Here is a 17,476-nt window from a genome sequence, read left to right on the forward strand (position 1 = left end):
TTATGCCTTGTTGTATTCGGCTACCATAGCGTCGAGGACATCGGAGGCGTTCTCTGGGCCATCATCCTGGTACATCGGACGCTCAACCACCAACGGCTGGGAATCAACGTAATCCGCATTAGCCTGAGAGAACTTCTTCATCTGAGACTTAGAAATACCGTTCGGAGTAACCTTCACGCCGAGCGTGGTCAGGACAAAACCAACCAGCAGGATAGCCACCTGAACACGAGCATCATCCGCGAACGGCTGAGTAGCAGCCCACGCAACCAAGGTTGCTAGAAAACCACCGGCAGAGGTGATAAAATTCGAGTTCTCCTTGAACCAGGACTGCTCCTGGAACCTCTGGTTAATAAACGCTCCGGTAGCATCCAGAAGCGCCGAATTATTATCGATTGCCATTCTCGGTCACCTTCTTCTCAAGAGCCTCTAGACGTTCCAGAATCTTCTCCGTATTAGCGCGAGACACAAAAGCGTGAGCGTCTGCGTTGAGGAGATAATCAATCGGACGACCCTTGAAAGTCGAACCGTGAACACGAGACGAATACACTCGCTTAATATCGTCGAAAGCCACCTCGTTGTCCTCCTTCCTAGCCGCGAACGGCGGATTGTCGATGTAATAGTTAACCTTGCTTCGGAAAACCTCCATGTTCATTACATGGTTGGCCTTTCCGTCACCAGCGCCGGGGTCCCACTTACCCTGAGCAGCGCGCGAATACTCCCAGTGCGCCAGCAGAGTATCCGTAGTAGCCCGCTTACCCAGGAACCACAGAATCGCAGCGCAAATCCGGTAATACGCATCCAGCTCGGCAGCTGGCCAAGCAGAAACACCATCTGACTCAGCCTCGATACCGATAGCGACACGGTTAGCGTCGTTTGTCGGCCAATTCTTGAACCAGCCCTTACCCGCGTGCCAGGCGATGCCAGCACCAACCAGGGTGGCTACACCCTCGCGGGAAAGGTGAATCTGAGAACAAAGACCAAGAGACGGATGACGCTGGATATTCGACCAGTGATAACGGTTGCTGCCGATGTGGTGAACAAACACACCCTGGATAGTCCCGAAATCACCGTGGCCGTACTCTTTCCACGAAGGAGCCTCGACAACCTTCACCCCGAAAGCTCGAAGGACCTCCGGAAGAAACGTCGGGTCCCCGCGCCAGTTAGGATTCGGTTTCAGGCTCAACAGCCTCAGCCTCCTCCGGATTCTCACCGGCTAGAACCTCCTGGATAATCTCCAGGCGCAGCTCTTCCTTCTCCCGACGAACCGACTCTTCCTGAAGAGCCCATCGGTACAGCTGCTTCCACTCTTCCAGACTCAGGTTCTGGATAAGCTTCTTAACCTCGTTCACTATCATCATCCTTCGTTTATAAACTCGTTACGGCCCCAGTCGCGGCTTTACCAATCGTGTATCCGCCGTGGACCTCTTACGCACAGGCGACAGGACTCGAACCTGTAACCGACGGCTTTGGAGACCGTTGCTCTCCCAGTTGAGCTACGCCCATTCATGCCCTGGCTTGCCAGTAGCCTCAGCCAGGGGCGGCAGTTTTTCGTCTTGCCCAGGACGCTGTTTTAAGCGATTAGAATCGCTCTCGGGTGCATTTACCCTTGGAGCCTCTCAGAGGCCGTGTATCGGCCTCCTGGGCCCCGTAAACGCCGTGTATCGTTTATCCACTCGATTGCATCCGCTGCTTGAACAACTCAGCAAGGTCAACGACGCTAGCCTTAGCCTCGGAACGCTCAATCTCCATCTGAACCCGGCGACGGGCTCCCTCGGAAACCAAGAGGTCTGTGAAGGCTGAGTTCACCGCAGCCACCATCTGACTCGATGGACGACCCGACTTGAGTTGCTTGTCAGCGAAATGAAGAATCCACAAGGCGTAGGCCCAGTCAGACTCTTCGTAGTACTGTGACTGTGCCGAGTTCTTCAGCGACTTCCAGAACTCGACCACCACCGGATGAGGGTCTTCAACAAGAAGCTCCGGAACCGGAACTTCACCGGATGCTTGAATCTTGGTTATCTCTTCGGTGCTACGGTGATGACCGGCCACCTCTTCTGAACGCTTTGGAACAGGACCCCTGGTACCCATTCGATTACCTCCTATCTCATTCCAGGATGGGATTCGATAGAACGGAATCTCCTGGATCTCCTTTGTGCCGAAGCAGCCTGCGCTTCGGATAGTGTCTTTCTTCGGTGACACACAGAACACAATGCCTGAAGATTATTCAGGCTGTGGTCATCGCCCCGGAGGATGTGGTCAACCTCCGTTGCTCTTCCTTTACAGCCGGGCCCCTTGGCCCGGCACTGGTGTTGGTCTCTTCGGAGGACTTCTAGTCTCCTTCGTGACCAGTCCGACGGAAGCCTCTTTCGTCGGTCACTGGTACTCCAACTCATTGTTACCTCTTTCCTTAGGACCGAAGACCCCTTGGTCGTAGGTCCGTGTACCCTTTCTTTCTTACCGAGCCGAAGGCGAGGTTCTTTCTTTGGGTAGGACCGAGGTGGTATAAACCACCGAGGGACCTTTGGTGGTCCCTCGGAGTGAGGGAACACTGAGTAAGTGTTTCCGAACGGAGCTTGAGTCCGTTCGGGACCGAGGGAGTACCAAACTCCCGAGGGCCCTTGGTGGCCCCTCGGGTGAGTGCAACCCGGAACGACTGGGGTGTCGTTCGGGGTTCGTTTCACTCACCCCTCACTAATATAGTACGTGAGGGTTAGGTTACCCTAAGTAGGTAATCTACCCCTTTTTACCCCCGGATTAGGGTATTATCGTCGATGTTCACAAGGTTATCTCAGGGTCTTAAGTGTTCTATAAGTTTCTGAAAGGTCTTGAAACTCCCCGAAAATAACAGTACGCTCATCCCGTGAGCTTTAAAACTACGGAGAAAACAGGCGGGCGCAATACGCTCCGGTCGCCGTGGGTACGGGTGGGAGCACCCCCCCTGGTCTATGATGGGGGTGCCCCTATTGTTTTTTCGAACGAATAAAACGCTTGTTCGATTAGGGTGACCTAAGCTAGGCGAGCCTTACTAAGTCAAACCTAAGCCAGGATAGGGACACCTAAAAAGTGGCAATGCTCACGTAAACTCAACCCGGTGTTGCCCGACACAGTGCAAGCTCTAAAGTGCTCTTACTCACTCTGTGCAAACTAGTGCGTTGCCGCTCACTCTCTACTAGCAGCAGTGGTCAAGGTCACCCAGTGGTATCCGGAGTACCCTACCTCACCCTGCACCCTGCCTAGTGGCCTAGGTCTCCCTAGTACCCCGCTAGTGGTGCCCCTCACTAGTCCCCTGCCCTAGTACCCCCGGTCACTGTGCACTGTGTTGCATAACAAACACGTTATTATTCAACGCTCGAATAGCACAACACGAAACAGTTGTCAATGTTTATATTCACCAGTCCCCTACTGGAATCGACACCAGGGGCGGGGGTGCAAACCACAGCACGCCGCCTAAGGCCCCTAGCCGCCCCGTAGACGGCCTAACACCTCTCTCCGGTGTATTGGTATACAAACACCGCTGTTCGTCGCTCTACGGAGTTTCGGCACGTTAATCGGCGTGACGCACGACACAAACCTATGGTTGTGAGAAACAACACATCGTATCGAGTTGCATCGACGCTAACCAACGGTGTATCACGCACGCATCGCGTTGATAGAAACAGTTCGACCGCCTGGAAACGCATCGACACCGACGTTTCACAATGGTCTATTGCATCTCGACACCTATCGAGACCTGCGATTATGCGACGTTTCAGGCGCTGTTGTTTGCGAAGAATCGACGTTGAAAAGCATCGTTGAGCTGGGCAAACACTATGACTAGACCTTTGAGTTTCAAACGTATGGGTTGCACAGAAACACTCTTTAACCTGCACTTTTGCACCCAGAGTTGACACTCGCCAGCAGCCGTGTATAGTCATGGGTGTTCCGAAAGAGGCCGCGAGGTCATCGATTAGGGGCTAGCAGGTTCCTCTGCTAGCGACGGGCTGAGGCCCGGCGCGAACAAAAGGCGAACTTAAGATTGTAACTAAGGCTGTGACACAAACAACATCGTTTCGAGTTGACAAACGTCAACAGGACGCGGTACAGTATGGTTCATAACTTCAAAGCGTTACAGAGTCTGGTTGTGACAGACACTACAAACAGTGGAGTTGACAAACACCAACGGCTGATGTAAGCTAGAGTTACAAACAACTGAATAGTGAATAAGGCAGAGAAAAGTGAAACCGCGCCGTGCGAGGTTATGGAATTTTCTAGTGCAAAACTTTGCCTGTAGGTGTAGGCCGGAAGCTGTGACTACAGGGGTGTAATGGGCCGTGTGACAGGTGTCTGCCACGCGGAGGTACCAGCCATAACTAGACCATAAAGCAGCAGGAATTACGCGACGTTAGCCCCGATACCGGGATCGAGTCTTATTCATTGTTCTTAAATACAGAGATTGGAATTACTAGGGACTAGTTGTAGCTAGTCCCCGGTTATTCCGATTATGTATCGGAAATACTCCTCCGGTGCATAACAGGAATAATCATTTCATCCACGAAAGGAACAATCATAATGTTCGACTTTTTTCAGGCAATCTTTGACATTCTAGTAAACGGCGACTACACCGGCGTTCTGGCTAGCTATGGTTTCGAAGAAGACTCTGCCCTGGTAGACGCACTGTTCGATGTTCGGGAGATGTTCATCTAATGCCGAATCTGATTCTTGACTTCGTTCTGTACGGAATCTGGCACCCGGCCCTAGAGACTGTAGGCCTAGGCCTAGACTCTCCGTTGTTCGATGCAATTGCTAATCTTTGGTAATCGCTAGGTTGATAGCCGACATACGTCGGTTATCCCCACTAGTGGGTATCAATCCACTTAACCACCAATCCAACCTGAAAGGTTTCCCTAACATGTCCACCATCACCGCCGATTCCCTGGCAAACTTTGACTCCAACCTCAACGACGGTATCGCTAAAAAGTTCCCGTTCCTAAGCTCTCACGCCGATGAACGTGTGACAGACCTCATTAGTGATGCGTTCAACATCAACGTGCTAAGTCTTGATTGGTACGATGATGACTATGACGAGGACTACACTCGCGAGGAAGACATCATCGCTACGCTTGCCGACAAACTACAGGAAGTAGTGTCTGAACTGAGAGAAAGCGATGATTACATCAACGAAACTGTGCAGTGGTCGCACCCGATGATTTACACACAGGACTATCTGGACTTTTACGCCGCTAACCAGGCGGAGTGTGACGAGGCTTATTACTCTTGCTTCGGTTCCGTATCTGAGGCCGGGTCTATCGATGACGCGATTCATATCGCGGTAGGTCTCTACCTTGAAAATTGTCTTCGTGAAGAGTTGGAAGAGCTAGCCGATTGGTTGGAGGACGAAGACCCAGAAGACTATCTATAAGGCTTGACAAACACCAACCAACGGAGTCGCGTAATAGCGGGATGCTGGAGTTCGAAACTCCCGCGACTCACCGGGATAAATTCCCATATCACACCACACCACTAGCCAGAAAGGCATGACCATGACCGTTATTGATACCCAACTCTCTACCCTTGAAAAAGTCCTTGCCCCTATGCATGAGTCAGCGCTCAAAGAATTGAACTTTTACAGCACACAGGGATGGAATGAAAAAGGAATCACGTCCGAAAAATTGGGAGAGATGCTTTTTCACTTCGCGCTAGACAATATGAACAAACTCACCTTACTAAGCGATGACATGCTCCGTATAGGTGGCGCTCTGGTATTACAACACGTCCTTTACCAGGACGTACTCAACGACAACTGGGACGTATCCGCTCTGTCCCTGTAAGACATCATCACAACAATCTGAAAGGAATCATCACAATGGCACGCATCGAACTCTCCCCCGAGCTTCTACACTCCCCTATCGCTAAAGTCAACGTGTGCAACTTCTATAACCCGCTGGAAGAGTTGAGCTGTGCACTAGACGATGCTTACGAACGCGAGTTCGAGGACTACTTTCTAAGGCATGGCGAAGAACCGGAGGACGTGTTCATTAACGCGCGCGAGTTCTACAAGAAAGCTATGGCTTACTGGGGAAACTTCCTAGCAGATAGGTTTGACGAACTATTCGGCGGAAGCGGCCCGGTAATGGTTTGGGGCCCTGGCGAGATTTACTTTGACGATGGCGGATGGGGCCACGCGCGTGACGGATACATCATGCGGTGGTTCGTGAATGGCGAGGCGCTGTACAAACTAGCTGAAAGCTATGGCATCACAAGCGTGGACGATGGCCGTAACATCTCAGGTTTCATTCGCACATGCAGCGATGCTGATTGGGCGCGCCACCGCGTTATCGCTGAGCTTATGGAAGCTATGAGCGATACGATTTTCGAGGACATCCTTGAATACTTCCAAGAAGACGCATACGAACACGTAGAGGTTCAGTTCGAAAACATCGCCGCTTAATGCAGTATGGTTGGCAATCACTCACGGGTGGTTGTCTCCGCATACTGTGCTAAGACATCACAGTTTCACACACCACAGAAAGGAATGAACAAACATGTTCACTCACGTTGTTGACGATGCTATCAATCGTTTCGAGTACAAAGGCATGGAGATTGCCGTGACCTACGATGAATACGCTGAGAATCCGCTGGACATCATGGAAATTAAAGGCTTCGCCATCCGCTCACACGAGCGCGACACAATCGACTATGACCCGGATAGAACCTTGCGCGACTACCAAGGTTTGCTAGAGGACAAAGACAACGCGCTAGGTGACATCGAAGTCACGTTCGTCCTGTTGCGAGAGCGCTATGGTAAGACATGGTGGGAGTGGGTAGATGAAAATACAACCCACTATGCAGGGTGGGCACAAGATGTTATCGACGACATCGAAGCTATCGACGACTACAACGACCAGCTAGAAAGCTATGAGGTCTACGAGTTCGTAGCCGTGGATGAATACGGCCACCCGCGCTACACCGTGGTTGTTGATGTGCCGCTGTTTAAGCGGTCATGGGGCCCATCGTGCTCCGAGTACAAAGACATCGCTATGAGTCTTGCTAAGGACTACGCCGCTTGGGTTAATGGCAGCGTCTACGTCATCGGGGTAGAGCGGGGCGAAGACGAAGAGGATTCACTTGTAGGCGGCGTTATCGGCATCGACCCCTACGATGAAAAAGCTTTGATTGAGTTCGTGGAGAACAATTTCGTTTGCTAGGCGCTAGGTTAACAACCTACAACCGTAGGTTGTTCCCGCTAGTGGTTAGCAGACCACAACACACCAACACAACACAGAGAAAGGTTTAGTCACTATGACTATTAAGGAAGCTATCGTTCGTGGCCTGAAACGCAACGGTCGCGGAACATGGGAAGAGAATAAAGACTTCATCCTCTCCGCGCTTGAGAGCGACGACAATAACGACGGCTCAGAGGTTTACGCAGAACACTTCGCGGCGACTCTTGAGGCTTGGGGCACGCGCGAAGAAGTCGCGGAATACCTAGAAGACTTCATCGAAGACGAAGCGTTGCAGCTCACCTACGGATGGAGCACCGGCGACGAAGCACTAGAAGAGATGGCTGGGGCTTTCATTCACGCTCAATTCCCTTGGGAGGTTTGGGGCAACGAAGACGACGACACCTGGTTCCTAGCAGCAGCTATCTAACTAAGAATGTGATGTCTAGCGACTTTTTGGACACGGAGTCCAGGATGTTTTTGGACGGGATGTCTAGTGGCTTTTTGGACGTTTGCGGCGGTGGAATAGCCGGATGGCTATTCCATTGCATAAGCGTAGAAAGGTCGCAGATTTCGATCCCGTTCGTGACGGCAAGACGGTCACACAGTTTTGCAAAGAATTAGGAATCTCGCGGCAGACGTACCACAACATCAAACACCGGATAGCGCAGAAGGGTCGCGCAGGTATTGTGCCCGATTCGACTGCCCCGAAGAATCCGATTAAGAAGTTTGACGAGGCCGATAAAATCGCAGTCGTCCACGCCAGACAACAGTTAATGGAGCAAGGCTTGGATTATGGGCCTTGGTCGATCTACTACTTTTTGTTCGACACTGTAGGCGCAGATTACACCCCATCGCGTTCTACAATCGCCTCGTGGCTGCATGAACTGGGGTTTGTTGATGCCAATGCCCGCAAACGGCCACGCAGCTCCTATAAGCGCTTCGCCCGTGATCGCGTCGGTGAACTCTGGCAAATCGATGGACTGGTCTATCGCCTCTTTGACCATGCCCACACACATGTCACGATTTACCAGATTATCGATGATGCCAGCAGATTCGATGTCGGAACCACAGCGTTCGCCCTGCCAGAAAACGGTACTGACGCACGCGCCGTACTGGCCGCAGCGTTCGCTGCCTACGGCAAACCTCAAGAAATCCTTTCCGACAATGGCGATGCGTTCGCCACCTACCACCGTGGCTTTCTCTCTGCTACTGAAACCTGGCTCGCCAGCCAAGGTGTTCTTGCTATTGCTGGTTTCGCCCCGACAACCCAGGGAAAAGACGAGCGCTCTCACCGCACGTTGACCCAGTTCCTCGATGCACGCCACCCAGTCAGCCTTGCTGAGGTCAACACATATCTGGCTGAATACCGCCAGGTCTACAACGAACGACGACGGCACCAATCACTGCTTATCGGCAAAATGCACATCACCCCACGCCAAGCTTTCGATACCTTCCCCAAAGCACCATCACCTCAGCATCCACTCGATCCCGAGCAGGTCTGGGCCCGCATAGTCGCCTATAACCAAGCACACAACCCACAAGCAGTATCCGAAATGCTAAACGGCCCCGCGGAAGCGGCAACTTCCCACGAGGCCTGCACCGATGACATGGCAGCTTTGCAAGGCATACCTCCCACCGATACCCCAACACTAACGGCGCTGACGACACAATCAACAAACCATTGGGGCATCCCAGACCAGCTCTGCGTGAGCAAAGGTGGGGTTGTACGTGTGTGCGGATTCGGTCTTTACATTGGTCTGAGGTTTAAAAACCGCAGACTCTACTCCACAGTCACAGCCGATAACGTTGCGGAGTTCTACACGGCCCATGACGGTGAATTCCTCTTCAGCGTGCCACTGCCGATCACGTTGAGCCACAGGCCACCAGGTGGCCAGATCAACATCAACCTCGTTGAAGGAATGAAACACCGCCAACCACCACGGATGAACCCGAAACTATCCAAACCCCGGCCCAAACGCAGGCAACAACCATAAACCGCTAGAAGTGTCCAAGAACTCCACGGATTCCGTGTCCAAAAAGACACCGGACTCCATGTCCAAAAACCCTATGGACATAACACTATCTAACTAAGAAAGGCATGACAAACAATGCGATTCATCTACTCAATCAAGACAGCCGGAACTATCGACGTTGACCCGGACGTGTACAAGGAAATCACTGGTAACGAACTTTCCGAAGCATCGGAGTCCGAGGTCATCGACTTCATCTCGCAACAATACGGAGAGCCTAGCAAGGTTTGGGTATCCCCTTACGTAGTGAGCGAAGACGTAGAGCCCTGGGATTAAGAAAGGTTTGACAACTATGACTGTTAATTACAAAGGCATGGAGCAAGCAATCGCTGGCATGAAAGAGTTTCGGCATTCATCGTGCAAAGGCGCATGGGTTGACACTATGCCAGAGTCAGAATACCCGCTATCCATACCTGATGAAGCGTTGTTAAAGGCTTGGCTAGACGAATACGGAAGCGTGTACGTGGTCTGGTCTTACGACACGGTTATCGCTTACGCAATCCCTGGAGCGGGACGCGTCCCCGGTAAGAAGTACTCTTCCACCACTACTAGGCAGCAGAACATTTGTAGGAAATACCTATAAACCCAGGTCAAAGAAAGGTTTGAGTAACAATGGGAGCTATGAAGCACGTGCACGAGCTGTGCGAAGAGGCTAATCAGATGGCTGTAGAATGCCTAGGCGATTGGGCCGATGTTTCAGGACACTATCCGTACCCTTACATGGTTGTGAATAAAGAGACTGGAACGTTCGTTGGCATTGAAGACGAAACGGATATTCATTACATCCTCAGAGAGTACGCAAAGGCTGTTTCGGATAACCCGCTACGGTTTAACTGGACAGAGCGTTCGTTTGCGGAAGACTTCCTAAACCGCCCGGCACGAGCTGTGCTAACCGACGATATTGTATCGAGAGCTTTCGCTATGGCGGTTGATTGGTGATGATTCAAAGACTTGTTCTAAAATCACTAGCGCTCGCACAGAGCTTCCGCTACGATGTAGAAGGTGTTCGAAACGATGTTCTAAGCGTTGTTTCTGGCGTCTTCTTCATCCTTACCTTGGTAGTGTTCGCTCCTCTGGTCCTCGGGTAGACGAACGTCTAAGGTATAGTCGTAAACACAACCGCCGTTGAATAGAAAGGTTTGACAGAGCTAAGGCGGGCTCTAACAAAGATATGAGTGGACTCACGCACGACATTGTTATGTCGATGATTCAGGAAGGATACAAACAATCACAGATAGCTGAGACCTACGGGGTCTCTAGGCAGTACGTTTCTAAGCTGGCTAAGCAGGCTGGTTACGTCTCTACGATGACGATTATCAACGATAATCTCCCGTGGAAGGTTGACCCGGAATACCAGAAGAACACGCTGTACCAAGCCCTAAGACTCGTAGGTCACTACAACCTAGACGGAGATGAAGCGTTTCGTCACTCAGAGACTTCGCGCCGTAAGGCATCGGTGCTGGTGAAGAAACTAGTCATCTACCGCCAGGTTATCGATTACAACCCCGCTTACCCCGCGATACCGGGTGTGGTTAATACCCCTGGTTTCGCTTACGTTCCACGCACGGAATCGGATGAAGATTTCATCATCAAGATTCGACCAGACGTGCGAATAACGACGATTGGTGACCGCATCTGGAGGTTGCCGGAAATGTTCTAAAAGTTATGATTCGAGTAAACACCGATAGCAAAGGTGTGTTCGCTGTAGTAGACGATGACAAAGCATCTATGGTTGTGGTTCGGGAGCTTCCGGTTCCGAAGAATGGGCCGGACTCCCCCGAGCTGAAAGCTTTGACCAGCGTCATGGACAGGTACCAGGTGCAAGTAATCGGCGGATGCGTCATCGAATCGTGGTCGAACCCGAATGCCTAATCATCGTAGTGTTTCGCAGTACAACACGTACGCGCGGTGCGCTTACCGTTATAAGCTAGAAAGACTTGACAAGGTTTGGCAGCGACCGGCTAGCTGGCTGTCACAAGGCCTTGGTGTTCACAAGGCTATGGAAGAGTGGGAGCTGTCTGATAGAAAGCTTTCGCTACCAGAGCTGGAAGAGATTTACACCACAGAGTTTGCCCGAAGCATCACAGAGCAAGCTGAAGAAACCCCGAACTTTGATTACTGGTTCGGTTCCGGTCCTTACTCTGGACCTGTGGACATCGAACGAAGGCTTGAGAAAGGCCGCGAGCAACTCAGGGCACTGGTTGAATACTCTCTGGACTCTACGGATAAACCGTGGGTTACGCCGGATGGCGAGAAAGCTATCGAGCTAGAGTTCAACGTCGAGCTCGGCGGTGTTCGAGTAAAAGGCTTCATCGACCAAGTTATCGAGCGCGAAGATGGCTCGTTGCTGGTGCGTGATATTAAGACTGGTTCTAAGCCGGGTGATATTTTCCAGCTCGCCACCTATGCCGAAGCTTTGGAGACGTTGTACGACGTAGAGGTTTCGGCGGGTGACTTCTTCATGGGCAAGACCGGAAAGCCTACGAAGACGTTTGAGATTACAGACGACGATAAGCTAGATGTCCACCACGCTTTCGAGTGGCTCGAGGAGATGATTCAATCAGAGAGGTTTGAACCTAACCCGAGTAAGCAAAATTGCACCATGTGTGCCGTGCGCTCAAGTTGTGAGTACAAGGAGGGATAATGGATATTTTATACGCAGTAATGGCAGTATCAGCCGCTGTGATTCTGGCTAGTTTAGCAGTGTTCGTGGTTGTGATTCTCGGGTATCTGTTGTACGAACTTATTATGTGGGGGTAGTAATGCTTACTCTTGGTCAATCAGCAGCGGTTAAAGGCTCCGCTGGCGAACCGTTACCCACGGTGTGGAAAAGCCTTGAGGATGCTGGTACACGGTTCTTGCGAGGACAGCTAGCGTTGGTTGCAGCTGGACCTGGTACTGGTAAGTCCGCTTTTGTTCTAAGCTATGCTTTGCGAGCAGGTGTTTCGTGCCTATACTTCTCCGCTGACTCAGACGCTTTTGTTCAGGTGTCCAGAGCTCTAGCGATTCTAGGAGACATCGATATGAAACGTTCTGGCGAGTTGCTACTCGACAACGAACGTGGTATAATCGAAGACATCATCGGAAACGTCCCTGTCCGATTCAGCTACAACCCCTCCCCTAGCCTGTCTCATATCGAGAATCAGCTTCTCGCTTACGAAGAGTTGTACGGTGATTTCCCCGAGCTAGTCGTGGTGGATAACGCGCTGGATGTCGTGATGGAGGGCTCCGAGGATGACCAGTCACGAAGCCTTGATTCTCTCATGGCGTGGCTACACGATATGGCTCGTACTACAGAGGCTTGTGTCATCGTGTTGCACCATGTTACCGGCCCTTACAACGATGCTAACCAGCCTATTCCTCTGTCGGGTGTCAAGGGTCAGATTGGTCGTGTTCCCGAGTTGATTCTTACCTTGCACAAGCAGCCGGGAGAATACGGTTGGGCTGACCAGCTGTGCGTGAGCACCGTGAAGAATCGTGGCCAGCGAGCTGACCCGTCGGGGCAGAGCTTTGTTCCGCTAGAGTTCGATGGCTATCGCATGAGCATCTCAGAGAAACAGGAAGAGGTTCCAGCGCATGAGTTGTCACACGACCCGTGGGGATAAGCCACGAATACAAAGAGGATGGGTTAATCATTTATGGAACGAAAAGCCAGACGGATTCTACTGGATTCTGCGATACAAAGGCTTGTACGAGCAGTTCGAGACCTGGGAGCAAGCGATGAAGGAGGCGATGAACAAGTGCCAACACTAGAAGTAAAAAAGCTATGGAGCGCTCGGTACGAGCGCAAGGCCGACGATGGAACGATTGTTACAGCTTTCACGCCCTGGTTCAAAGACCAAGAGTCGGTTGTCGATGCTGTTGGCGAGAACAACGGCAGCATAAAGACCGTGTACGTCCGCGAGGGCGGAGAGATGCACGAGCTGGTTCCGGGAGGAGGCACGGTTCCGATTGGCTAGGAAAAAGAAGAAGCGGTGCAAAGACTGTATCGCGGAAGGCATCACTACTAATCGTGTAGCGAAGTATCCGGGGCCTAGGTGCTACACGCACCACAAGCTGAATCAGCAGAAGAAGCGCGGGTACAACCACGCCGCGCACATCGGTAAGACCTACGGCATCACAGCCGAGGAGTACCAGAGAATATACGAAGCTCAAGGCGGTAGGTGCTACATCTGCCAACGAGCCACGGGAGCACGACGAAAGCTCGCTGTAGACCACGACCACGAGTCAGGCTACGTGCGTGGCCTTCTTTGCCGCCCGTGCAATCACAAGGTTCTAGGACACCTCCGAGATGATACGGAGGCGTTCCAGAGAGCTATCGACTACATCAACAATCCCCCGGCGTTCGGGGTCATAGGAAAGAGAAAGGTTCCTAATCATGAAGAGTAAATACACGGTCGAGATGTCACGTGAAGAGCTGGTAGAAGCACACAAAGCTCTGGATGCTTTGTGTGGCTATATCGAGCTCGACAGTGGAATCTACCCCGAAGCAAATCGGGAGTTTATCCTATCCGCTCTCCCGCCCAAGCCGCGACCTACTCTGGCTGAGATTGGCTGGAACGAGGACGAGCACTATCTGGCAGAGGCGGTACACCCGGAGTACGGAACGGTGATGATGGTCGCTTGCACTGGCGGTGGGTCTATCGGCATCTTGACTCGGAAGGGAGATTCTATGCCCTACAGGTCAGCTCTCCCAGAGGAGCTCGAACCAACCGGACGGCACTACTTCCGCAACGACAAGAACTAACAACAACCGAAAGGAATCAACACCATGAATCGTAACAAGGCAGAGCAGCTTTTTAACCAGCTCAAGAACAGTCTTCTAGAGGTAGAGGCTGTGCTCCAGGACATCATCGAGGCTCGCGCCTGGGAGGTACTCGGGTACACGTCGTTTGCTCAGGCGTGGGATGACCGTATCGCTCCGCTGGGGTTGAGCATCACCCGAGAGCTTCGAGGCGAGGTTATCTACGCAATGTTCGAGAACGGCGACTCGGTAGAAGACATCTCGGATGCTGTGAGCGGTGTTTCTCAGAACACTGTGGAGCAGATGAAGAAGGCTAAGGACCAGGGTGTTTCTGCTAAGAACTCCGAGGCTCATGTTCGAGCTATGAATCGTAAGCCTGTGAAGGTAAAGGAGTTCGAGCGTTCGCTCCCGAGCCAGCGCAACTCTATTCATCTCGAAGGCTTCAAGTCCGAGGAGCTGGATGATTGGAAACAATACGCGGCTAAGACTGGTCAGGTCTACCCGGAGATGCTGAAGCAAGCTGTTCGTATTGGTATGACGAATATCAAGCAGATTGTGGTTGCCGATGCAGACTAAGCGTTGTTCAACGTGCAAGGAGACTAAGCCGGTCTCTGAGTTCTCTAAGAGCCGAAACATGAAGGATGGTCTACAGAGTCAATGCAAAATCTGTAAATCAGAAACTAACCGTAGGTACCGAGAAGCCAACAAGGATAAGATAGCTGAGAGCGCGCGTAGGTATAGAGAGGCAAACAAAGAGAAGATAGCCGAGAAAGATCGCAGGTGGGGTAGAGCCAACCTAAGGCAGATCAGTAGGAGAGCAGCAAAGTTCCATAAAGAAATCAACTCCCGCTCTCTTGAGATGGCACACAGACAAGGACAGCCCTGGGAGGACTGGGAACATGAGTTTATTCTCGCGGACAACGGCCTCACCGTGTACCAGAAAGCGATAAAACTAGAACGGTCATATGGCTCAGTTTCCAGCATGATATATGTTCTAAGAAAGTCAGCTCGAGCTGAGTTGACAACCGACACTGTTCGTGTATAATGAAAGGAAAGAACATGAGTAACCTTACTCGAAAAGAGATTATCGACGCGCACAAAGCGTTAGATGCGCTAGACCTCGCGGCTTGGACTACGGCAGAGGATTGGGATGATATGGAACTTTCTGGGCTATGGAAGTCGCAGATTCTCAAGGCTCTCCCTCCGAAGCCTCGTCCAACCATGCTTGGTGTGGACTGGGAGCAGGACAAGCACTTCCTAGCTGTCGCGGAGGATACCCGTGATAATCAGCGCTATATCATGCTGTTTCCTGATATGAGTGACCGAATCCGCTGCATCGGAAAGGGTTCGAGCAGGTACACCACGTCTCTTCTACGCGAATACCTTGCCCCCACTGGCGAACGCTACACGCTCAAGGAGGGGAATGAATAAAAAGACAAAGACCGAGTTGACAAACGATAACTAAAGGAGTATAATCCAATATGACCAAGGTACTTGTTTACCTTAAGACCGGACGAATTATTCGTCTCGACTTCGCAAACGAAGCATACGCAAAGGATAGCGTTCGAGAGTTCGCTAACCAGTCTGGCGTAATCCAGATTGACGACGACTTCTCAGAGTACATCTTCTTCGCTAAGGACATCGAGTTCGTCAAAATCGTATGGGAGGATGATGAGTAAGATTCGCCTGGTCGATGTAGAGACCAAGAAGCAAGAGCTGGAGTTCGGAACGTGTGATTACTGTTTCTACTCAGACTTCATGGATGTGACCAGCTACGAGTTCGAGTACGAGGACGGCACGCACGAGGTTATTCCCGGTGCGGAGGTTGTGGACTGGGGTACATTCCTGTTCGAGCTTCCTGACTTTAACGTAACCCGCTTCGCGGGATGGTTGGAGAAGCAGGAGTTCCCCCGAGGCTATCGAATCTGGAGAACTCAGGAGCTGGATAAGCTAGTGACCCGGTTTATCGAGAGTACACGAGGCGATGAATGAGCCTGATACTCGCGGTGATGAATGAGTATTTTCCCCACTGGGAGGCTCCCGAGGACTGGGGAGGTATGTGGATTCAGTGCGAATGCCCGGTACACGACGACGACAACCCCAGCGCTAGCGTCTCGTACGAGCTAGGAGCTTTTACCTGCCACGCCTGCGGCTACTCGGGGGATTGCATCAAGATTATCGAACAGGAGGAGGAGTGCGGCTTTGCAGAGGCCCAGCGAATCGCAGCTAGAATCGCTGAAGAAAGCGGTAACCCGCTACCATCAAACCTTACCCGGAAGCGTAGCCGAGGAGTACCTCGACCAGCGCGGTTTGGCTCCCGAGCGGGTTTCTAATCTCCGCTTCGGGTTTGTGAAAGACCCGTTACCAGAGCACGCTAAGCACGAGGGAAAGCTTGCTATCCCCTATCTGCGCTGGCATCCGCGTCACGGCTGGACCGTGGTATCTATCCGGTTCAGAGCCCTGGATGATTCGAAGCCTAAGTACGCTTCGTTGACAGGCGACAGACCGCGTTTGTACAACACCTACGCTCTGACTCAGCCGGGGCTAGAGGTTGGGATTACCGAGGGTGAGCTGGATGCAGCGACGGTGACTATGGCTGGTTTACCCACGGTTGGCGTTCCCGGCGCTACTAGCTGGCAACCGTTCTGGGGTGAGCTATTCAAAGGCTACTCAACCGTTTACGTGTTCGCGGACGGTGACGAGCCTGGTGAGAAGCTAGCTCGGAAAATTGCCCACGAGCTACCGAACGCTAGGACTATTCACATGCCCAAAGGTGAGGACGCTAATTCAATGTTCCAGCAACTAGGAGAAGAGGAGTTTACACGACTATGGAAACAGTAGTCGGTTATATCAAGGTTCCCGTTTACGCCAACGAGGACAACGAACTGTACATCAAGGACCCGTTCGGGACCAAGAAAGAAGAGGAGGACTAGACAACGTGGTGATTGTTTACACCAAGCCTGGCTGTGTCCAGTGCAAGCGCACTAAGGACCTTATGGACTCTCACGGTATCGAGTACGAAACGGTGGATGTCTCCGAGAATCCCGAGGCTCGAGAGAATCTGATTGCTCAGGGCTACTCGCAGATGCCGATTGTCCACACAACCAACGACGAGTGGTCCGGGTTCCGTCCGGACAAGATTAAGGAGCTTGCTAATGGCTAATATGTCGGACGCTTCAGTGAACCATGCTCGTTTGTGCCACCTAGCTAAGGAGATGGGCTGGGATGTCAATATCGTGAGCAAGAAACCTGCTTTTAACGAGGACCGGCTGGGGACTTACCGCCTCTTCGAGTACGAGTACAGCGACGACATCACGATTCGAGCTCACGTATTCGACAAGGGACTCACCGGGCCAGATGTAAGCGTTTATTCGCGCCAGCACGGAAGCTTACTGTACGTAAACGCGCTTCGTCTAGAGCACACTATCTCAGCGATTAAGGAGGTGCTGGCATGGGTAGACGAGACATCCCCTTGCTCGTGACCGAGGAAGAGGCCATGA

30 protein-coding genes and 1 tRNA gene are annotated in these 17,476 nt (G+C 51.9%); 25 read left to right on the forward strand and 6 right to left on the reverse strand.

Annotated elements, in window-relative coordinates; all coding sequences use genetic code 11:
* From R3O64_RS09635 to R3O64_RS09660, 6 genes are all read right to left on the reverse strand, one after another.
* Nucleotides 1-399: a hypothetical protein gene (locus tag R3O64_RS09635; RefSeq protein ID WP_339016788.1), complete on the reverse strand. Its 399-nt coding sequence runs from the start codon at nt 397-399 to the stop codon at nt 1-3.
* Nucleotides 386-1,183, reverse strand: coding sequence for an N-acetylmuramoyl-L-alanine amidase (locus R3O64_RS09640; protein ID WP_339016789.1), 798 nt, complete (start codon nt 1,181-1,183; stop codon nt 386-388). The genes R3O64_RS09635 and R3O64_RS09640 overlap by 14 nt, the downstream gene beginning before the upstream one ends.
* Nucleotides 1,161-1,349 (reverse strand): hypothetical protein, encoded by a 189-nt coding sequence (locus R3O64_RS09645; RefSeq protein ID WP_339016790.1) that lies wholly within the window; start codon nt 1,347-1,349, stop codon nt 1,161-1,163. The genes R3O64_RS09640 and R3O64_RS09645 overlap by 23 nt, the downstream gene beginning before the upstream one ends.
* 81 nt (nt 1,350-1,430) lie before the next feature.
* Nucleotides 1,431-1,503 (reverse strand) — tRNA-Trp (locus R3O64_RS09650).
* Between the two features lie 162 nt (nt 1,504-1,665).
* Complete coding sequence (locus tag R3O64_RS09655) at nt 1,666-2,088, reverse strand: hypothetical protein (protein ID WP_339016791.1); 423 nt, start codon at nt 2,086-2,088, stop codon at nt 1,666-1,668.
* Nucleotides 2,089-2,099: 11 nt separating this feature from the next.
* Nucleotides 2,100-2,252: an HNH endonuclease gene (locus tag R3O64_RS09660; protein ID WP_339017556.1), complete on the reverse strand. Its 153-nt coding sequence runs from the start codon at nt 2,250-2,252 to the stop codon at nt 2,100-2,102.
* Between R3O64_RS09660 and R3O64_RS09665 the strand changes: the two genes are divergently transcribed.
* From R3O64_RS09665 to R3O64_RS09780, 25 genes are all read left to right on the forward strand, one after another.
* Entirely contained in the window at nt 2,193-2,333 is a 141-nt protein-coding gene (locus R3O64_RS09665; protein ID WP_339017567.1) for a hypothetical protein, read from the forward strand. The genes R3O64_RS09660 and R3O64_RS09665 overlap by 60 nt on opposite strands.
* A 2,215-nt stretch (nt 2,334-4,548) precedes the next feature.
* On the forward strand, nt 4,549-4,683 hold the full coding sequence (locus R3O64_RS09670; protein ID WP_289297272.1) for a hypothetical protein: 135 nt from the start codon (nt 4,549-4,551) through the stop codon (nt 4,681-4,683).
* 205 nt (nt 4,684-4,888) lie between these two features.
* Nucleotides 4,889-5,398, forward strand: coding sequence for a hypothetical protein (locus R3O64_RS09675; protein WP_339016792.1), 510 nt, complete (start codon nt 4,889-4,891; stop codon nt 5,396-5,398).
* A 115-nt stretch (nt 5,399-5,513) separates the two neighbouring features.
* A complete protein-coding gene (locus R3O64_RS09680) occupies nt 5,514-5,807 on the forward strand; it encodes a hypothetical protein (protein ID WP_339016793.1) in 294 nt (97 codons plus the stop codon).
* 35 nt (nt 5,808-5,842) lie between these two features.
* Nucleotides 5,843-6,427 (forward strand): hypothetical protein, encoded by a 585-nt coding sequence (locus R3O64_RS09685; protein WP_339016794.1) that lies wholly within the window; start codon nt 5,843-5,845, stop codon nt 6,425-6,427.
* A 94-nt stretch (nt 6,428-6,521) separates the two neighbouring features.
* On the forward strand, nt 6,522-7,184 hold the full coding sequence (locus R3O64_RS09690; protein WP_339016795.1) for a hypothetical protein: 663 nt from the start codon (nt 6,522-6,524) through the stop codon (nt 7,182-7,184).
* A 94-nt stretch (nt 7,185-7,278) separates the two neighbouring features.
* Nucleotides 7,279-7,629, forward strand: coding sequence for a hypothetical protein (locus tag R3O64_RS09695; protein WP_339016796.1), 351 nt, complete (start codon nt 7,279-7,281; stop codon nt 7,627-7,629).
* A 103-nt stretch (nt 7,630-7,732) separates the two neighbouring features.
* A complete protein-coding gene (locus tag R3O64_RS09700) occupies nt 7,733-9,196 on the forward strand; it encodes a DDE-type integrase/transposase/recombinase (protein ID WP_339016797.1) in 1,464 nt (487 codons plus the stop codon).
* A gap of 114 nt (nt 9,197-9,310) precedes the next feature.
* Nucleotides 9,311-9,508, forward strand: coding sequence for a hypothetical protein (locus R3O64_RS09705; RefSeq protein WP_339016798.1), 198 nt, complete (start codon nt 9,311-9,313; stop codon nt 9,506-9,508).
* A gap of 345 nt (nt 9,509-9,853) precedes the next feature.
* A complete protein-coding gene (locus R3O64_RS09710) occupies nt 9,854-10,171 on the forward strand; it encodes a hypothetical protein (RefSeq protein ID WP_339016799.1) in 318 nt (105 codons plus the stop codon).
* A 232-nt stretch (nt 10,172-10,403) separates the two neighbouring features.
* A complete protein-coding gene (locus R3O64_RS09715; RefSeq protein ID WP_339016800.1) occupies nt 10,404-10,892 on the forward strand; it encodes a hypothetical protein in 489 nt (162 codons plus the stop codon).
* 35 nt (nt 10,893-10,927) lie between these two features.
* Nucleotides 10,928-11,104: a hypothetical protein gene (locus tag R3O64_RS09720; protein WP_339016801.1), complete on the forward strand. Its 177-nt coding sequence runs from the start codon at nt 10,928-10,930 to the stop codon at nt 11,102-11,104.
* Nucleotides 11,097-11,876: a PD-(D/E)XK nuclease family protein gene (locus R3O64_RS09725; RefSeq protein ID WP_339016802.1), complete on the forward strand. Its 780-nt coding sequence runs from the start codon at nt 11,097-11,099 to the stop codon at nt 11,874-11,876. The genes R3O64_RS09720 and R3O64_RS09725 overlap by 8 nt, the downstream gene beginning before the upstream one ends.
* A 118-nt stretch (nt 11,877-11,994) precedes the next feature.
* On the forward strand, nt 11,995-12,837 hold the full coding sequence (locus R3O64_RS09730) for an AAA family ATPase (RefSeq protein ID WP_339016803.1): 843 nt from the start codon (nt 11,995-11,997) through the stop codon (nt 12,835-12,837).
* Nucleotides 12,838-12,972: 135 nt separating this feature from the next.
* Nucleotides 12,973-13,191, forward strand: a complete 219-nt coding sequence (locus R3O64_RS09735; RefSeq protein ID WP_339016804.1) for a hypothetical protein — start codon at nt 12,973-12,975, stop codon at nt 13,189-13,191.
* On the forward strand, nt 13,184-13,621 hold the full coding sequence (locus R3O64_RS09740; RefSeq protein ID WP_339016805.1) for an endonuclease VII domain-containing protein: 438 nt from the start codon (nt 13,184-13,186) through the stop codon (nt 13,619-13,621). Before R3O64_RS09735 ends, R3O64_RS09740 begins: the two co-directional genes overlap by 8 nt.
* Complete coding sequence (locus R3O64_RS09745; RefSeq protein ID WP_339016806.1) at nt 13,611-13,979, forward strand: hypothetical protein; 369 nt, start codon at nt 13,611-13,613, stop codon at nt 13,977-13,979. The genes R3O64_RS09740 and R3O64_RS09745 overlap by 11 nt, the downstream gene beginning before the upstream one ends.
* A 24-nt stretch (nt 13,980-14,003) precedes the next feature.
* Nucleotides 14,004-14,552, forward strand: coding sequence for a hypothetical protein (locus R3O64_RS09750; protein WP_339016807.1), 549 nt, complete (start codon nt 14,004-14,006; stop codon nt 14,550-14,552).
* Nucleotides 14,553-15,035: 483 nt separating this feature from the next.
* Entirely contained in the window at nt 15,036-15,407 is a 372-nt protein-coding gene (locus R3O64_RS09755; RefSeq protein WP_339016808.1) for a hypothetical protein, read from the forward strand.
* A 50-nt stretch (nt 15,408-15,457) separates the two neighbouring features.
* Nucleotides 15,458-15,655, forward strand: coding sequence for a hypothetical protein (locus R3O64_RS09760; RefSeq protein WP_339016809.1), 198 nt, complete (start codon nt 15,458-15,460; stop codon nt 15,653-15,655).
* Nucleotides 15,645-15,968 carry a hypothetical protein gene (locus R3O64_RS09765; RefSeq protein ID WP_339016810.1) on the forward strand — a complete coding sequence of 108 codons (324 nt, stop codon included), beginning with the start codon at nt 15,645-15,647 and terminating at the stop codon, nt 15,966-15,968. The genes R3O64_RS09760 and R3O64_RS09765 overlap by 11 nt, the downstream gene beginning before the upstream one ends.
* 65 nt (nt 15,969-16,033) lie before the next feature.
* On the forward strand, nt 16,034-16,309 hold the full coding sequence (locus R3O64_RS12890) for a CHC2 zinc finger domain-containing protein (protein ID WP_425248922.1): 276 nt from the start codon (nt 16,034-16,036) through the stop codon (nt 16,307-16,309).
* Nucleotides 16,212-16,817, forward strand: a complete 606-nt coding sequence (locus R3O64_RS09770; protein ID WP_425248923.1) for a toprim domain-containing protein — start codon at nt 16,212-16,214, stop codon at nt 16,815-16,817. Before R3O64_RS12890 ends, R3O64_RS09770 begins: the two co-directional genes overlap by 98 nt.
* Nucleotides 16,818-16,914: 97 nt before the next feature.
* On the forward strand, nt 16,915-17,139 hold the full coding sequence (nrdH, locus tag R3O64_RS09775) for a glutaredoxin-like protein NrdH (RefSeq protein ID WP_143334339.1): 225 nt from the start codon (nt 16,915-16,917) through the stop codon (nt 17,137-17,139).
* Entirely contained in the window at nt 17,132-17,458 is a 327-nt protein-coding gene (locus R3O64_RS09780) for a hypothetical protein (protein WP_339016812.1), read from the forward strand. Before nrdH ends, R3O64_RS09780 begins: the two co-directional genes overlap by 8 nt.
* The last annotated feature ends 18 nt before the right edge of the window (nt 17,459-17,476 follow it).

Origin of the sequence: Corynebacterium hesseae (assembly GCF_037850265.1) — a bacterium.
In the GTDB taxonomy this organism is placed as follows: Bacteria; Actinomycetota; Actinomycetes; order Mycobacteriales; family Mycobacteriaceae; genus Corynebacterium; species Corynebacterium hesseae.

What these genes read in the sequence shown, in the direction of transcription:
- R3O64_RS09715 (WP_339016800.1), top strand. Translation starts at nt 10,404, where the DNA reads ATGAGTGGACTCACGCACGACATTGTTATGTCGATGATTCAGGAAGGA.
- R3O64_RS09730 (WP_339016803.1), top strand. Translation starts at nt 11,995, where the DNA reads ATGCTTACTCTTGGTCAATCAGCAGCGGTTAAAGGCTCCGCTGGCGAA.
- R3O64_RS09670 (WP_289297272.1), top strand. Translation starts at nt 4,549, where the DNA reads ATGTTCGACTTTTTTCAGGCAATCTTTGACATTCTAGTAAACGGCGAC.
- R3O64_RS09680 (WP_339016793.1), top strand. Translation starts at nt 5,514, where the DNA reads ATGACCATGACCGTTATTGATACCCAACTCTCTACCCTTGAAAAAGTC.
- R3O64_RS09750 (WP_339016807.1), top strand. Translation starts at nt 14,004, where the DNA reads ATGAATCGTAACAAGGCAGAGCAGCTTTTTAACCAGCTCAAGAACAGT.
- R3O64_RS12890 (WP_425248922.1), top strand. Translation starts at nt 16,034, where the DNA reads ATGTGGATTCAGTGCGAATGCCCGGTACACGACGACGACAACCCCAGC.
- R3O64_RS09765 (WP_339016810.1), top strand. Translation starts at nt 15,645, where the DNA reads ATGATGAGTAAGATTCGCCTGGTCGATGTAGAGACCAAGAAGCAAGAG.
- R3O64_RS09745 (WP_339016806.1), top strand. Translation starts at nt 13,611, where the DNA reads ATGAAGAGTAAATACACGGTCGAGATGTCACGTGAAGAGCTGGTAGAA.
- R3O64_RS09690 (WP_339016795.1), top strand. Translation starts at nt 6,522, where the DNA reads ATGTTCACTCACGTTGTTGACGATGCTATCAATCGTTTCGAGTACAAA.
- R3O64_RS09655 (WP_339016791.1), bottom strand. Translation starts at nt 2,088, where the DNA reads ATGGGTACCAGGGGTCCTGTTCCAAAGCGTTCAGAAGAGGTGGCCGGT.
- R3O64_RS09685 (WP_339016794.1), top strand. Translation starts at nt 5,843, where the DNA reads ATGGCACGCATCGAACTCTCCCCCGAGCTTCTACACTCCCCTATCGCT.
- R3O64_RS09710 (WP_339016799.1), top strand. Translation starts at nt 9,854, where the DNA reads ATGAAGCACGTGCACGAGCTGTGCGAAGAGGCTAATCAGATGGCTGTA.
- R3O64_RS09725 (WP_339016802.1), top strand. Translation starts at nt 11,097, where the DNA reads ATGCCTAATCATCGTAGTGTTTCGCAGTACAACACGTACGCGCGGTGC.
- R3O64_RS09755 (WP_339016808.1), top strand. Translation starts at nt 15,036, where the DNA reads ATGAGTAACCTTACTCGAAAAGAGATTATCGACGCGCACAAAGCGTTA.
- R3O64_RS09695 (WP_339016796.1), top strand. Translation starts at nt 7,279, where the DNA reads ATGACTATTAAGGAAGCTATCGTTCGTGGCCTGAAACGCAACGGTCGC.
- R3O64_RS09705 (WP_339016798.1), top strand. Translation starts at nt 9,311, where the DNA reads ATGCGATTCATCTACTCAATCAAGACAGCCGGAACTATCGACGTTGAC.
- R3O64_RS09675 (WP_339016792.1), top strand. Translation starts at nt 4,889, where the DNA reads ATGTCCACCATCACCGCCGATTCCCTGGCAAACTTTGACTCCAACCTC.
- R3O64_RS09635 (WP_339016788.1), bottom strand. Translation starts at nt 399, where the DNA reads ATGGCAATCGATAATAATTCGGCGCTTCTGGATGCTACCGGAGCGTTT.
- R3O64_RS09700 (WP_339016797.1), top strand. Translation starts at nt 7,733, where the DNA reads ATGGCTATTCCATTGCATAAGCGTAGAAAGGTCGCAGATTTCGATCCC.
- R3O64_RS09760 (WP_339016809.1), top strand. Translation starts at nt 15,458, where the DNA reads ATGACCAAGGTACTTGTTTACCTTAAGACCGGACGAATTATTCGTCTC.
- R3O64_RS09780 (WP_339016812.1), top strand. Translation starts at nt 17,132, where the DNA reads ATGGCTAATATGTCGGACGCTTCAGTGAACCATGCTCGTTTGTGCCAC.